The following is a 538-nucleotide window of genomic DNA, read 5'->3' on the forward strand; positions in this document are numbered from 1 at the left end:
GGCTCGGCGCACGAATCAACATCTTCACCCTGCTGCGCTACCTCGGCCGCGAATTCCTGCTCATCCTCTCCACCTCATCGTCCGAATCGGCCCTGCCACGCCTGATCGCGAAAATGGAACACCTCGGGGTCTCCAAACCCGTCGTCGGCATCACCGTCCCCACCGGCTACTCGTTCAACCTCGACGGCACCGCCATCTACCTCACCATGGCGACACTGTTCATCGCCACCGCACAAGACCAGCCACTCGCACTCAGCGAACAAATCTCCCTGCTCCTCTTCATGATCATCGCCTCCAAAGGCGCCGCCGGCGTCAGCGGCGCCGGCATCGCCACCCTCGCCGGCGGCCTCCAATCACACCGGCCGGAACTGGTCGACGGCGTCGGCTTCATCCTCGGCATCGACCGCTTCATGTCCGAAGCCCGCGCCCTGACCAACTTCGCCGGCAACGCCGTCGCCACCATCCTCGTCGGAAACTGGACCAACGAATTCGACCGCGAACGAGCCAACCAGGTCTTCAACGGACAAGCACCGTTCGA

At 63.6% G+C, this 538-nt stretch carries 1 protein-coding gene; it reads left to right on the plus strand.

Going from position 1 to position 538, the window contains the following annotated elements; translation table 11 throughout:
- On the plus strand, nucleotides 1-538 hold a 538-nt coding region (locus ACM6LU_RS39210; protein ID WP_414942926.1), incomplete at both ends, for a cation:dicarboxylate symporter family transporter.

The organism is Amycolatopsis sp. cmx-11-51, from assembly GCF_047608665.1.
GTDB lineage: Bacteria > Actinomycetota > Actinomycetes > Mycobacteriales > Pseudonocardiaceae > Amycolatopsis.